A 13,608-nucleotide genomic window follows, 5' to 3' on the forward strand; every position below is an offset into this window, starting at 1 on the left:
CCAAGTTAATACTTCTTAATTTCATTTCCGCCGGAACTTGAAATAGGCCGTGTATCCGACCGATCATCATCGCAAGCTATAGAAACACCGCTTTTCGCTGCTGCAATCATCAGCTGGCCGAGGCACAGCCCACCGTCGCCGCTCGGGAGCAGATGATGTGTATAGACCGAAAATCCACGCGCTTCCAGGCTTTCGGAGAGCCGGAGTGAAAGAAACGGATTATTCATGCTTCCGCCCGACAGCACCACCCGGTGGCCGAATCCGGGATTTTCCTCGGCAATACTTTCTACCAGACTACAGCAAGCGGAGATAATCGTTTCATGAAAACGGCGGATGAGCGGTTCCGGCGGAACGCCTTTCAACCGTTCATCGGTAATCTGTTCAATCATCGGCTTGAAGTCAAGCTCCTTTAAGCCGGATTTTTCAGTAACGACAAAGGGATAAGGCGGCGCATTCACGTTCCCGGGTCCGAGATGTTCCGAAAGCCGGATTGCCGCTTCGCCGTCATAGGTCGATTCGGTACAGATACCCAGTATCGCGCTGACCGCATCAAAGAGCCGGCCGCAAGTCCCCGCAAGCGGACTGTTCAGTTTCATCGAGACCATGCGCGAGATCACGGCAATGGAGGATTCCTTGTCTGGAAAAAGACGTCCGGCCAGGCGGCGTCCCCGCTCGCCAAGAAGCCCGATCAGCATCCCCGCCGCATTGCGCCACGGCTCAAGGACAGCCCTGTCTCCGCCCGGAAGCGGCGTGTAGCGGAGATGAGCCAGCCTCCGATAACCGGATGCATCGCCGTACAGCACCTCAAATCCCCAAATATTGCCGTCCTCTCCGTAACCGGTACCATCAAGAATGACTCCGAAAACAGGGCCCTCAAGCTTGTTTTCTTCCATGCAGGAAGCGAGATGCGCGTGATGATGCTGCACCGGAACGACAGGCTTATTCATTTTTTCGGCGACTGATCGAGTACTGTAAAACGGATGCATATCTACGGCAACAGTTTTTACTTCAATCCCCATCCACTTCATCAGATGCGACAGCGTCTTTTCATAATGCTCCACACTTTCCACGGCAGATAAGTCGCCGAGATGGGGACCGATGAAAATCTGCCGGCGCCGGCCGAGCGCAAAGGTATTCTTCATCTGGCCGCCAAGCGCAACCACTCCGTCAACATTTGTTCGCGCTGGCAGAGGATCGGGCACGTACCCTCTGGAACGCCTGAGGAAAAAGGGGGCCCGTTCGCTCATACGGACAACCGAATCATCGATCGCATGGAGAATCGGCCGGTTGTGTGTTAAAATCCGGTCGGCAATCCCGTCAAGATAAGCCCGCGCCGGTGCATCTTCGTATAGAATCGGGAGCCCGGACGGATTGGCGCTGGTCATGACCAAATAAGAAAACTTTCCGTCATCAAAGAGCAGATGGTGCAGCGGCGTGTAGGGCAGCATCACGCCGATGGTCCGGATTCCCGGGGCCAGCGCTTCAGGAAGCGTTCGGGCATAAGCGGCGCTCTTCTCAAGCAGAACGATCGGCGCTTCGGGCGAGCGAAGCAGACTTTCCTCGCGATCTGACATCACAGCGATCCGCTTCGCTGCGTCAACGGATGCCGCCATGATAGCCAGGGGCCTCTCCGGCCTGTTCTTGCGCTGCCGGAGTTTTTCAACCGACGCGCGATTGGCCGCATCGCAGGCCAGGTGGTAGCCGCCGATGCCTTTGATCGCCATAATCATGCCGGATTCAAGCGACCGGACCGCAAGGCGGACGGCTTCATCGCGCTGCCCAAGAACGGTGCCGTCCATCTCTATAAGTGATACATGAGGTCCGCAGGCGTCGCAGGCAATCGGCTGCGCGTGATGGCGCCGGTTGTGCGGATCTCTATATTCCTCCCCGCATTTGCCGCACATCGGAAAATCTTTCATCGATGTGTATGGCCGGTCGTAAGGAAGCGCGTCGATAATCGAGTAGCGCGGACCGCACTGCGTACAGTTGATGAATGGGTAGCGGTAGCGGAAATTGCCCGGATCGCGCATTTCGTGCAGACAATCGCCACAGACGGCTGAATCCACCGGGATCACGAGCGACGACTTTCCATCCCTGTCGCTTTCCAGGATCGTAAAATCGGTCAAACCTGCCGTTTCGGCACGTTCATAGGTCACCTCGTCAATTCGCGACAGTCTCGGCCTTTCCGAGACCAGCCTTTTCATCGCCGAGCGGATCGTTTCAGGACTCCCCTCCCAGACAATGCGGACACCGTCCATATTGTTTTGAACCGTTCCCTTTAAGCCTGTCTCCTGAGCGAGACGGAAGACAAACGGCCGGAAACCGACCCCCTGCACCCTGCCCCTGACAAGAATTTTTACGGCTTCGTGCACGTCTCATACGCTTTCCTGAGCCAGGTCAACCAGTTGTCGAACCCTTCGCCGCTGACCGCCGAAATCGGCATGATCTGAGAATCCGGATTGATTCCGCGCAGATCCTCTCTGGCTTTATCCATGTCGAAAGCGACATACGGAAGCAGGTCGATTTTATTAATCAGCGCAAGCTCCGTCACATGGAACATCAGCGGATATTTAGGAATCTTGTCGTTTCCCTCAGGCGTGCTGAGGACAACAATTCGGTGATTCTGGCCAAGGTCGAATTCCGATGGGCAGACAAGATTGCCGACATTTTCAATAAACAAAATGTCAATTGAATCAAGATCAAGATCCGGGAGCACTTTGGCAACCATCCGGGGATCGAGATGGCACTCCCCTTCGGTCGCGATCTGAACGGCCCTGACACCTTTCTTTCGTATACGGTCGGCGTCACGTTCTGTGGCGATGTCGCCTTCAATGACACCGATTCTAAATTCATCCGAGAGGGCTGAAATCGTTTTTTCGAGTATCGTCGTTTTTCCCGCGCCCGGCGAACTCATGATATTGATCACTAGTGTACGTGTCTTGCCAAAAAGCCGGCGATTGAATTCAGCGGCGCGATCGTTATTCTCCATCACGTTTTTTTCCAGCGTAATCTTCACCACTATCTCAGCTCCCTTCATATGATTCTATTTTAAACGTTTCTCCGGCAAGAAGCACCCCGAAGGGCAGGCCGCAATCGGGGCAAGTCGCGAGCAGCTGCCGCGGCTCATATTCCGTGCCGCAGGCCGAACATCTGGCGAGTCCCCTTTCCCGGATGATTTCCAGTGTCGCATCGTTTTTCAAAAAAGGGATTTCACCAGACATCCGGAAAGCGTCAAAGGCAAAGCACAGCGCATCGGGCAGGACGTTGCTTAAGTCGCCGACAATCATCGATATCTTCTCCACAGAGCGGATCCCGTGTTTTTCAGCGTCTTCTGAAACCATTCTCAGTGCGTCTTCCATCAGCCCCATCTCATGCATCGGACAGGACTCCTTTATCGGGCAGGCCGACCCACCATTTCTGCCGCTCATTTTTCACGGAATAGGCCAGAAGGTTCAGTGAACCCTTTTCTTCCTGAAACGAAAAAGACTTTTCACAGATGGGACAGGTCAGACGATGATCGTAAGCAATCCAGTGCGCCATTTCATGGCAATCCGGACATTCTTTGCTGCAGGCCGTTAACCTTTTTCCGTCAAAGAGAAAACAGATCAGCCTTCCATTAATCATCTGCTCGCCGTAGCCCATGTTCAGATGGTCAACCGGGTACCAGCTGATCCCTTGCAGAAGGTCTGCCGCTCGTTCTATTTTTTCGATATCATCCTCAAACAGCGGATAGATAACTTCTTTGCCTGTTTCCGTCAGACTGCGTGCCAATTCTTTAAAGAAGGAACGCCGGTTCATTTTGCATCACGCCATTTGCCGATCTGATGCTTCACCTGTTCGATCAGATCCGGAATGGCCTTTTCGGCCGTCTCGGTAAGACTCACGCCAAGTTCCAAAGATGCCGGCTGAATCCCGAACATCACCATTTTTTCCGGAAGTCGGTCACGAAGCTGTGCGGCGGAGATGACTTCCTGAAAACCGATCTGATGGACCGACATCTTGACACCGTTAAAGGCAGGAATCTGTTCTTTTTCAAGTTTAATAATTTCCCCCGGCTGCTTCCCCGCGTTAATGGCATCAATAATGATCAGGGCATCCGTCGCTTCCACAGGGCCGAGAAGCTGCATGCCTTCCGTCGTCCCGTCAATAAATTCAACGTTCCCGGCACCCTCAAGAGCCTTGACGAGACGGGGAAGGACCTGAACACCAAGCCCTTCATCGGAATAAAGCGAATTTCCGATGCCGAGAATCGTGATCTTTTTCGCCTGGTCCGCTGTGACAGTCGCCCCGTCGGTCTGCAAATCTCCGGTAAAAACACCGCCGCGTTCTTCGGCGCGGTGCAGCGGTTCGAATTTATATCCGGTAAATATCGATGACATCGTCCCGTTTTTGCTCATCCAGTCTTCGCGAAAAGACATATAGACATGGATGACGACGAAAAGCATGAAGCCCCAGGCGACCAGGTGGTGCCAGGAACGCACGGTAAAATCAGAGCCGCCGAAGATAAAGGGCACCCATGCGAAAGCCTTGCCGAAAACCGTGTCCGGCTGGGGCTGGAACAGCAAATAATAACCGGTGAACGCCATGATCACCGAGCCGAGACCGATAAAGATCCAGTAACTGAGCTGGGCAAGCGGATTGTGTCCGATATAATGCGGCTTGTGATTTGGGATGAACAGGTAGCCCTTAACGATCTCGATCAGGCCGAGCCAAAAATCTTTCTGGAGAATTTGCGATTTGGCATAATGGTTGCCCTTAAAAGCCCAATACGCCCGGAAGATCAGGTTAATCGTGAAAATGAAAGCCGTAAAGAAGTGAATGTCCCGCACCCAGCCCATCGTGAAGCTGTAATACGCGTCGCCGTTCGTACTCTGTTCTATAAATGGATGACCGATATAGATTCCGGTAATCATCAGAATCATGATGGCCGATGCATTGACCCAGTGGAAAATACGGATCGGCAGTTCCCAGACATACACGGAGTTTGTCTCGCGCGCGTTTACGGCGAGGCGGTCCGCCCTGCTCGTTTTTTGATTTTCCAGAGCGTTTTCCGACAATTTCCGTCTGATAGCCGGCTTCACCTCCGTCAGCGTTTTCATCAGTTATCCCCCCTTAGAGGCCGCTAAAGCGTCCGTTTAGCTGACCCATGTTATTCAAGATTTGTCCGCTCTGCTGAATGCAGCCAAGCAGATACAGCGATAAATTGGCGAAGGCCGATAAACTTGAGATGATGACTGATAAATCAAGCATAACGACCGATTAACTTGTGTCAACGACTGATAAAGCGAGCATAACGACCGATTAACTTATGTCAACGACCGATAAAAGCATAACGACTGATTAACTTGCGTCAACGACTGATAAATCAAGCCAAACGACTGATTAACTTGTGTCAACGACTGATAAAGCGAGCATAACGACCGATTAACTTGTGTCAACGACCGATAAATCAAGCCAAACGACCGATTAACTTGTGTCAACGACTGATAAAGCGAGCATAACGACTGATTAACTTGTGTCAACGACCGATAAAAGCATAACGACCGATTAACTTGTGTCAACGACTGATAAAGCGAGCATAACGACCGATTAACTTGTGTCAACGACCGATAAAAGCATAACGACCGATTAACTTGCGTCAACGACCGATAAATCAAGCCAAGCGACCGATTAACTTGTGTCAACGACCGATAAAAGCATAACGACCGATAAATTGAATTGAAAGAGGAGAATGCGGGAAGTACCGCCCTCGCCATAACCGAAAATGTCCGGAGCGGCGCATCACCCTTTCACTGTGGAGTCACCCACTCGATTCGATACGTCGTTTTCATAGAACTTTTGACATTGCCTCATTCCACCTGAACCGATGTCAGCTGGCTGTTTTCCAGATCCGTCAGATGCACGGCGCAGGCGAGACAGGGATCAAAAGAGTGAACCACGCGCAGGATCTCAAGCGGCTGATTCATGTCGGCGACCGGAACATTTTTCAGCGAGGATTCGTAGGCTCCGATGCCGCCATTATTGTCGCGTGGCGAGGCGTTCCACGTCGTCGGGACAACCGCCTGATAGTTCTTAGTCTTGCCGTTCTCTATCTCAATCCAGTGCCCAAGGGCGCCACGGGGAGCTTCGACAGTGCCGACACCGAAAGCATGGGCGGGCCACGTACTCGGTTCCCATTTCGAGTTGTCGAAAGTCGTTAGATCGCCATTCTTTAAATTGCCGATCAGGGTGTTGAAATCATCCCGCAGCCAGCCGACAATCATCTGCGCGTCGAGTCCGCGCGCAACCGTCCGTCCGAGCGCGGAGTGCATCGCGGCAAGCGGTAGGCCAAGCTTCTTCAGCGTATCATTGACAATCGCGCGGTAATCGCCTTTGTCCGCGGCATAGCCGACCATAATTCTGGCAAGCGGGCCGGTTTCCATCGGATGGTCCTTCCAGCGCGGAGATTTTATCCAGCTGTACTTTTCATTGGTGTTCAAGTTCTGATAGGGCGGCTGCGGACCGGTATAATTCATTGCCGTTTCTCCCTTCCACGGATGGCGTCCGCCTGTTCCGCTGCCACCATACGTATACCAGGAATGGTCAATCTGCTCGCTTACCTGATTTGGATCGCGCGGATCCACGTCCAGAATCTCATTCATATTTCCGCCAAGAATGATTCCTCTCGGCGCACGGTAGAGTTTCGTATCGCGAATGTCTTTTGTCGAAAAGTCTCCATAGACAAGATAATTGTTCAGACCCCCGCCGATTTCACTGCTTCCCCAATCCGTGTAGTAGGAACCGATCGCAAGCAGATCTGGGAGATAAACCTGGTTGATAAAATCATTGGCCTGAGAAATCAGCTGATCAATCAGATCCAGTTTTTCCGAGTGGATGCCGTTGTCCATATTGATATCCAGCGGTGTTGCCATGCCGCCGACAAGATAATGCGGATGCGGATTTTTACCGCCAAAAATCGTATGAATTTTTACGATCTCTTTTTGCCAGTCCAAAGCTTCGAGGTAGTGAGCGACGGCAAGCAGATTGACTTCCGGCGGCAGCTTATACGCTGAATGGCCCCAATAGCCGTTTGCAAATATACCCAGCTGCCCGCTGTCTGCCACCTTCTGAATCTTCTGCTGGACACTTTTGAAGTAGCCCGGCGAGGAGTTCGGCCATGGTGAAATGGATTGCGCAATTCTGCTTGTTTCATTTGGATCGGCTTTCAGAATGCTGAGCGCGTCAACCCAGTCGAAGGCGTGCAGATGATAAAAATGAACCACATGATCGTGAAGAATAACCGTCTCGTTCATCATATTGCGGATCAGGTTAGCATTCGGAGGCACATGAATACCGAGTGCGTCTTCCACTGAACGGATGCTGGCCAGCGCGTGCGTGGTTGTACAGACACCGCAGATACGCTGGGCGTAGGCCCACACATCGCGGGGATCCCTGTCTTTTACGACCAGTTCAATGCCGCGGATCGCTGTACCCGAGCTGAAGGCATCCGTTATTTTCCCATTCTGAACATCCGCCTCAATTCTCAGATGTCCCTCTATCCTTGTCACCGGATCGACAACTACGCGTTTACTCATTCTGATCACCCTTATCCTGCTGCTTGTCTTTGTGATGCTTGACAGCGGCTGTTATCCCTGCGTGCGCGCCGACCCCGACAAGCGCGGCTCCGGCAGCTGCCGCCCCCCATTTTTCCGGATCGATGGTTGTCTGCGTCAGCGGCAGTTTTGCATAATGTGTATAAAAAGGCCCGTTATCCCAAAAGTCCGCTTCGGAACAGCCGATGCACGGATTTCCCGACTGGATCGGGTAGCTGATTCCGCCGTTCCAGCGCATCTCCGCGCAGGAATTGTACGTTGTCGGCCCTTTGCAGCCGACTTTATAGAGACAGTAACCGGCCTTCAGATTCGGATCATCAAAAGACTCCGCAAATAATCCGGCGTCGAAATAGGCTCTCCGGTTGCACTTATCGTGGATACGGTGCCGGTAAAAGGCTTTCGGGCGGCCGAGCATGTCTGTCTCAGGGAGCTGGTCGAAAGTGACAATATGAGCCAGAACACCGGTCATTACTTCCGCGATTGGCGGACAGCCGGGAACGCGGATAACGGGAATCCCCTGAAGCATCGCCGCTGCCGGCTGCGCACCGGTTGGGTTCGGATTCGCCTTGGCAATTCCTCCCCATGAGGAGCATGTGCCGAAGGTCAGCACAGCCTTGGCGCCCGCAGCCGCCTCGCGCAGAAGGTCTGCGCCCGATCGGCCGCCAATAGTCAGATAACCGGCTGCCTGAGGCACACTGCCCTCCACCACGAGGACATATTCGCCCTTATACTTTTTCAACACATTCTGTTCTGAAGTTTCCGCCTGAAAGCCGGCTGCGGCCGTCAAAACTTCCATATATTCGAGAGAGATCATGTTGAATATGACACTTTCTACTTTAGGATAAGAAGAACGGATAAAAGATTCCGAGCAGCCCGTGCAATCCTGCATCTGTAGCCAGATAACCGGAATGCGTTTTTTCGTTTCCATGGCATGGGCAACCTGACCGGTCTGTGAAAAATCAAGCCCCATCGTAGCAGCCAGAGTCGCACACATCTTTAAAAAAGTTCTTCTTGAAAAACCTCTGGATAAAACGCTTTCATATATTGTCGGCTCTTCACCTTTCAAGTCAATCTCTCCCTCCGGTTTCTTTCGATGTTCAAAAAAATTAGAAAGCATTGAATCTTTTTCGACTTCTTAGCTAGAGACAAAGACGTGCTGAGGTAATTTTTCAAAGATACGTCATCGGGCGCGGCAAAAGCTCCTGATTGTTCATCATTTCATCATCAATGGTTCAAGCCGTGTGTTTGCTTGCACACTGATTTTTACTTTTTTTGGGTTACTAATTAATTTTATGATAGTGAACTGCAATTTCAATGAATATGACATTCATCACATACTTAAATTAATTTTTATATTATGATTAAATGTTTGACTTTATCGAGGTATCAGACGAACATCGATCCGTTCAGCTGCCCATAGGTAAACGGGCATCCTTTTTCAACGACTAACAGTACAGCTTGCTCTATTCTGAGTGAATCGTTCATCGGCTTTACCAATCTGCCGCAAAACAACCCAAGATCGTTTGAACATAGCCATAGAAAAAAAGAAAGCCCGGATCCCGGACTCTCTCAGGACGTATTTGTCTCTTTAACATCATTATTTGCCGAACAGTTCAGGGAACAGGGCAACTGTTCCGCCAAAGTGCGAAGCCACTGAGATCAAAGCAAAGCAGACAACGGCACCGACAATGTAAACGGCTTTGCCCTTGAGCAGATCCTTCGCTTCAAACTGAAAATGGAAGTAAGAGCGGACAACACTGATAATAATATAGGCGATCATTGTAATTACGCCTAATACTTCATGAAGATGAAGTGCGGCCGGATCGTACTTCACAGGTTGCGCAGCATGAGCGAGGGCAGGCATTTCTGCGGCTCTCGTGTAACCTGTGATGACCGTTGCGATGATGGCAACCGTACCAAGAATCAGAAATGTGTAGCCGATTTCCTGAAGGCTTTTGGCCCAGCTCTTCGCTCTCCAAATAATCGCGGAGAGATCTGCAAGGAAGCCAATGAAGATCAGCGGAACCGTGAACTGAAGAACTCCCCAGTGCGGATAGCGGTATACTTTAAAGAGTGTGAAAGCGAGAATCGCGCCAATCAGAGAAAAAACCAGATAAAAGAGATTATCCCCAATATCGATTTTCTTTGCTTTTGCGAATGCGAGTCTCACAATAGCCAGAAGAGTAACATAAATGGTGAACTCAATACCCTTTGTTGCATGCCCGCCAATTGTACCGAGCAGATTCAAAGATATTGCGGCTACAAGGCCCGCCAGGCACGTAACGATGCCCATCACTGCACAGGACACCAAAGTAATGAACCCTGCTTTTTTTAGAATACCGTTCCATTTCGATTTTTTCATAAACGAAGCAATCAGGTCACAGAGAAAGCTTACCACGATTAAGGCAATCGGAAAATGAAGAACCGTGAAATGAAACGTATTAAATAAATTAGGACTAACCACTTTCTTCCCCCTCTTTCTTATTAATTGCTAACAAGAAGTAACTTATTATTCTTGCATACTTAATGATAAAAAAAGCTCCCTGACAAGGCTTTGCAAATCTGCCGTTCTGTCTGGCAAATCGGCCATATTTCAGGGTTGTAATTGGCAATACAATGTATGTTGAGAACAGTTATCACTCATTGAAAGGTTTTTATATTAAGCGTTTTCATTGTGCGGAGTGAGGGAAATGCCGCTTTCTGTACTCGATCGGTGAAATGCCTTCGCTATGTTTGAACGTTTTGTCAAAATTACTGACATCATCGAAACCAACCTCCTGAGCGATCGAAATGATCGTCATGCTTGTTGTTTCGAGAAGTTCCCTGGCAGCGTTCATTCGCAAGCTGTTGCGGTATTCAATAAAAGTCATCCCCGTCTGCTCTTTAAAGCTGGCTGTAAATGCAGACCGGCTCATATCGCAAAGGCGGCTGATCTGCTGCAGACTGATTTTGTGTGCGTAATGTTTCCTGATAAAGTGACAGATCTGCTCAATGACCCCTTTCTCTCTCTCCGCAGTAAGAGGGCTATCGCTGCTTTTTTCGTACCATCTGGAGAGATAAATGAACGTTTCGATCAACATCGCTTTAATCAGATATCGGTAGCCCGTTTGCTTCAGAAGATATTCTTGATTCATTCGATCAAAAAGAAGTGTCAGCTGAATTTGTTCAGAAGTCTGCAGTGACAGTCGCGATTGAAAATGGGTATCTTCACGGAAAAAAGGTTCAACGAAAAAGAAATCAATGAATTGAGTTGTTTTCGCCAGTAATTGCAGTTCTCTTCTCAAAAAGCGGGGCTGAAACATAATAATATAGATCTGCAGATGTGAATCGGGGTCGGCGTTGTAAGCATGGGGCGCGCCTGATTGAATGATGAATACGTCGCCTTTTTTTATTTTATAGCTGCTTTGTTGATAGAAATGATTTCCCTTTCCTGCAGCAACATAGATGAGTTCGATAAATTCATGAACGTGCGGCTCGCAAGGATCCCCTGGTTGTATTTCTTTAGAAGTTATATAAAAAGGGAATTCCCGGCTTTCCAGAAAATCTTCTTCTTCATACCGCTTCACCGTCATCAGCCGCCCTTCACCAGATCTTTGCCCGGCAGGTTTTCAAGGGAAAAGCCGAAAAAACGCGCCGACTTTTTACGGGCAGAAAAAGTGGACAATTCCATATTAATTCCTTAATGACCTTAAAACAACAAAAAGCCCTCCATTTAGCGGAGGGCTTTTTGTTACTTCGGATTGAATTATTTGTTTGACAGATTGTAAAATGATGCGTCGCCGAGGTATTCAGCGGAAGCATCAAGATCATCTTCAATTCTGATCAATTGGTTATATTTTGCAATCCGGTCAGTTCTTGCCAAAGATCCGGTCTTGATTTCGCCTGCGTTCGTTGCAACAACGATATCGGCGATTGACGTATCTTCCGTTTCACCTGAACGGTGTGAAACGACAGCTGTGTAGCCGGCTTTCTGAGCCATTTCAATAGCGTTCAGAGTTTCAGTCAGCGTACCGATCTGGTTAACTTTGATAAGGATCGCATTTGCAACGCCCATGTCAATACCTTTTTTCAGGTAATCCGTGTTGGTAACGAACAGATCGTCACCGACCAGCTGAACACGGTCGCCGAGTGCCTTAGTCAGCTTGGCCCAGCCTTCCCAGTCGTTTTCATCAAGACCGTCTTCAATCGAGATGATCGGGAATTCGTCAACGAGTTTTGTATAGTATTCAATCATTTCGTCAGTTGTTCTGACAACGCCTTCGCCTTTGAAGTTGTACTTGCCGTTTTCATACAATTCGGAAGAAGCCGGGTCAATTGCCAGTTTCACATCGACGCCCGGTTTGTAGCCGGCTTTTTCAATCGCTTCAACGATCGTCTGAAGCACTTCTTCATTGTTCTTAAGGTTAGGCGCGAAACCACCTTCGTCGCCGACAGCGGTCAGATGGCCTTTAGCAGCGAGTACTGATTTCAGAGCGTGGTAAACTTCAGCGCCGATGCGAACCGCTTCAGCAAGAGATTCAGCACCAACAGGCATAATCATGAATTCCTGGAAGTCAACGCTGTTATCCGCATGCTTTCCGCCGTTCAGAATGTTCATCATCGGTGTAGGAAGAACTTTGCTGTTAACGCCGCCCAAGTAGCGGTAAAGCGGGATGTCGAGTTCATCGGCAGCAGCGTTGGCGGCGGCCAGTGAAACACCGAGGATGGCGTTGGCGCCCAGCTTGCCTTTGTTTTCCGTACCATCGAGATCAATCATCGCCGTGTCAAGCGCAACCTGATCCAGCACTTCCATGCCGACAACTTCAGGAGCGATAATTTCATTAACATTTTTGACGGCCTTGAGAACACCCTTGCCGCCGTAACGGCTCTTGTCGCCATCACGCAATTCGACTGCTTCGTGTTCGCCGGTTGAAGCGCCGCTTGGAACAAGCGCGCGGCCCTTGCCGCCGGCCTCTGTATAAACTTCAACTTCAACAGTTGGATTGCCGCGCGAATCCAGTACTTCGCGTCCGTAAACTTCAACGATTTGAGACATACTTTATCTCTCCTTATTCGTCATTAATTTTTATTTCCGGAAATTCTCGACCGGAAAGCGGTCAATGTCCGGACAGAGAACCGCTCCCGGCGATTCATTCTTAGCTTCATTCCGGACCCTTCGTTTCAGAAAACGAAACCTTCAACTCCAGAAACCCTTCTGCCGCAAAGGATTATTTCCAGCGGAAATCAGGCTTTTGCACCTTCCAGTAAAGCTAGGAAAGATTCAGGCTGCAGGCTGGCGCCGCCGACCAAGGCACCGTCGATATCCGACTGTGCAAGGAAGTCGGCGATGTTGGCAGGTTTCACGCTGCCGCCGTACTGAATGCGTACTTTTTCAGCAGTTTCTTTGCCATAAATTCCGGCAACTGTCTCACGGATGAATGCACAAACTTCATTGGCGTCATCCGAAGAAGCGGATTTTCCTGTACCGATTGCCCAGATGGGTTCATAAGCAATGACAACGTCCGTTGCCTGATCACTCGGAACACCTGCAAAGGCTTTAGTGACCTGGTTTTTAACAACGGCCTGCCACCTTCCGCCTTCCCGTTCGTCAAGTGTTTCACCGACACAGACGATTGGAAGCAGGTGATGAGCGAAAGAAGCGAGGACTTTTTTGTTGACCGTATCATCGGTTTCAGCAAACATCGCTCTTCTTTCCGAGTGGCCGATGATGACATAATTTACACCCAGATCTTCCAGCATAACCGGGCTGACTTCTCCGGTGAAAGCCCCGGAATTTTCAAAGTGAACATTCTCAGCGCCGATCTTCAAATCGGACCCCTTTGCATCGGCAACGATGCGGTCAAGAGCGAGAAAAGGAGCGGCAACAACCGAATCAACAACGTCCGGTGAAGGAACTTTGTCCTTGACCGCTTCGACGAATTCGTGTGCTTCTCTGACCGTCTTATTCATTTTCCAGTTGCCGGCAATAATCGGTTTGCGTGACATATGTGACACCTTCCCTTTCTTGCAGTTACAG

At 50.0% G+C, this 13,608-nt stretch carries 11 protein-coding genes; all 11 read right to left on the reverse strand.

All coding sequences use genetic code 11. The features are described from left to right. Positions 1-5: 5 nt before the first annotated feature. Positions 6-2,372 (reverse strand): carbamoyltransferase HypF, encoded by a 2,367-nt coding sequence (gene hypF, locus IEX81_RS08955; protein WP_188802730.1) that lies wholly within the window; start codon positions 2,370-2,372, stop codon positions 6-8. Then, positions 2,357-3,016 carry a hydrogenase nickel incorporation protein HypB gene (hypB, locus tag IEX81_RS08960; RefSeq protein WP_188802817.1) on the reverse strand — a complete coding sequence of 220 codons (660 nt, stop codon included), beginning with the start codon at positions 3,014-3,016 and terminating at the stop codon, positions 2,357-2,359. Before hypB ends, hypF begins: the two co-directional genes overlap by 16 nt. A 7-nt stretch (positions 3,017-3,023) precedes the next feature. Beyond that, positions 3,024-3,377 (reverse strand): hydrogenase maturation nickel metallochaperone HypA/HybF, encoded by a 354-nt coding sequence (locus tag IEX81_RS08965; RefSeq protein ID WP_188802731.1) that lies wholly within the window; start codon positions 3,375-3,377, stop codon positions 3,024-3,026. Then, entirely contained in the window at positions 3,370-3,798 is a 429-nt protein-coding gene (locus tag IEX81_RS08970) for a Rieske (2Fe-2S) protein (RefSeq protein ID WP_188802732.1), read from the reverse strand. Before IEX81_RS08970 ends, IEX81_RS08965 begins: the two co-directional genes overlap by 8 nt. Next, entirely contained in the window at positions 3,795-5,099 is a 1,305-nt protein-coding gene (gene cybH / locus IEX81_RS16785; protein WP_188802733.1) for a Ni/Fe-hydrogenase, b-type cytochrome subunit, read from the reverse strand. The genes IEX81_RS08970 and cybH overlap by 4 nt, the downstream gene beginning before the upstream one ends. Before the next feature lie 750 nt (positions 5,100-5,849). Continuing rightward, complete coding sequence (locus IEX81_RS08980) at positions 5,850-7,574, reverse strand: nickel-dependent hydrogenase large subunit (protein ID WP_188802734.1); 1,725 nt, start codon at positions 7,572-7,574, stop codon at positions 5,850-5,852. After that, positions 7,567-8,658 (reverse strand): hydrogenase small subunit, encoded by a 1,092-nt coding sequence (locus IEX81_RS08985; RefSeq protein ID WP_229727540.1) that lies wholly within the window; start codon positions 8,656-8,658, stop codon positions 7,567-7,569. Before IEX81_RS08985 ends, IEX81_RS08980 begins: the two co-directional genes overlap by 8 nt. Positions 8,659-9,189: 531 nt before the next feature. Continuing rightward, on the reverse strand, positions 9,190-10,056 hold the full coding sequence (locus tag IEX81_RS08990; RefSeq protein WP_188802736.1) for a DUF2231 domain-containing protein: 867 nt from the start codon (positions 10,054-10,056) through the stop codon (positions 9,190-9,192). Between the two features lie 205 nt (positions 10,057-10,261). Further along, entirely contained in the window at positions 10,262-11,164 is a 903-nt protein-coding gene (locus IEX81_RS08995; protein WP_188802737.1) for a helix-turn-helix domain-containing protein, read from the reverse strand. 173 nt (positions 11,165-11,337) lie between these two features. Beyond that, complete coding sequence (gene eno / locus IEX81_RS09000) at positions 11,338-12,627, reverse strand: phosphopyruvate hydratase (RefSeq protein ID WP_188802738.1); 1,290 nt, start codon at positions 12,625-12,627, stop codon at positions 11,338-11,340. A 188-nt stretch (positions 12,628-12,815) separates the two neighbouring features. Beyond that, positions 12,816-13,577, reverse strand: a complete 762-nt coding sequence (gene tpiA, locus IEX81_RS09005) for a triose-phosphate isomerase (protein ID WP_188802739.1) — start codon at positions 13,575-13,577, stop codon at positions 12,816-12,818. Between the last annotated feature and the right edge of the window lie 31 nt (positions 13,578-13,608).

The organism is Sporolactobacillus putidus, from assembly GCF_014647035.1.
In the GTDB taxonomy this organism is placed as follows: domain Bacteria; phylum Bacillota; class Bacilli; order Bacillales; family Sporolactobacillaceae; genus Sporolactobacillus; species Sporolactobacillus putidus.